Annotated in this window: 1 protein-coding gene; it reads right to left on the bottom strand. The window is 64.3% G+C overall.

The window, feature by feature from the left end:
* Window positions 1-962: hypothetical protein (locus tag GY769_25655; protein ID MCP4205311.1), on the bottom strand; the 962-nt coding region annotated here is incomplete at both ends.

Consider the following 962-nt stretch of genomic DNA (forward strand, 5'->3'; position numbering starts at 1 on the left):
CGGGCGCGCTTCTTCTCCAGCATCGCCACGCGCTTCATGGCGTCGCGTATGCGTTGCGCGAGCATGGAATTGGCGATCTTGAAGCCGCGCATGGTGCGGCGCCGGCTCTCCGGGTTGTCCAAGGCTTCGAGCCCGTACTCGGCTTCGAGTTGGGCGAGTTGGGTCCGCGCTCGCTGTAGCTCTGCGTCCAGCGCCTTGCGCTTGGGGTTGGGGACGCTGCGCGCGGGCTCGGCAGGCTCGACACCGTAGTCCACCAGCACGTCCAAGGCGTACTCCTCGCGCAGGTACTTGAAGAAGTTCTCCTGACGCCATCGTTCGAACATCCGGTAGGCCACTTCGATGGCTGGCAGGTCCCATCGCGAGGTGAGGATCGGTGTCTGGTGGCCGTTGGGGCTCAGGCGCGTGACTTGTCGCAGCCGCAGCTTGCGCTTGAGCAGCAGCACATTCTGGTCGGCGAGAAGGTAGCGAACCTTGCGCCCATCGAGGGTCGCCTGGTGTGGGGAGAAGCGGCTCTTGGTCACGCGGCGAGAACGCCCCTTGCGGTAGGTGAGGATGTCGAAGCCCTCACCGATGAGCTTCTTGAACAGCTTCGGACTCCAACCGCCGCGATCGAAGACCACGGTCAGACGGCGGTCTCCGACCAGGGAGCGCACCTCCTTGAGCACCTCCGGCAGCATCTTGACAAGGCCTTTGTTGGCTTCGGTGGTGACGACGAACAGCGGCTCACCTTCGACGTCGTTGACCCAATAGTCGGTCGTTGCGGGCATCGCGATATGCAGGCGGGTGACGCGGGTCTTCGGGATGCTGCGCTTGCCGTGGTAGGCGCGCACATGCCCATCGACGTAGAGAAATCCCATGGCGTGTCCCCGGTTGGCGACTCGGCATTGGGCCAGAGCGTGCCCGAATTCAGCAGCCCGGCCATAGCTGGCCAGCTGAGCGAGCTTGCGGCGTAGCGTCTTGAC

The organism is bacterium, from assembly GCA_024224155.1.
In the GTDB taxonomy this organism is placed as follows: domain Bacteria; phylum Acidobacteriota; class Thermoanaerobaculia; order Multivoradales; family JAHEKO01; genus CALZIK01.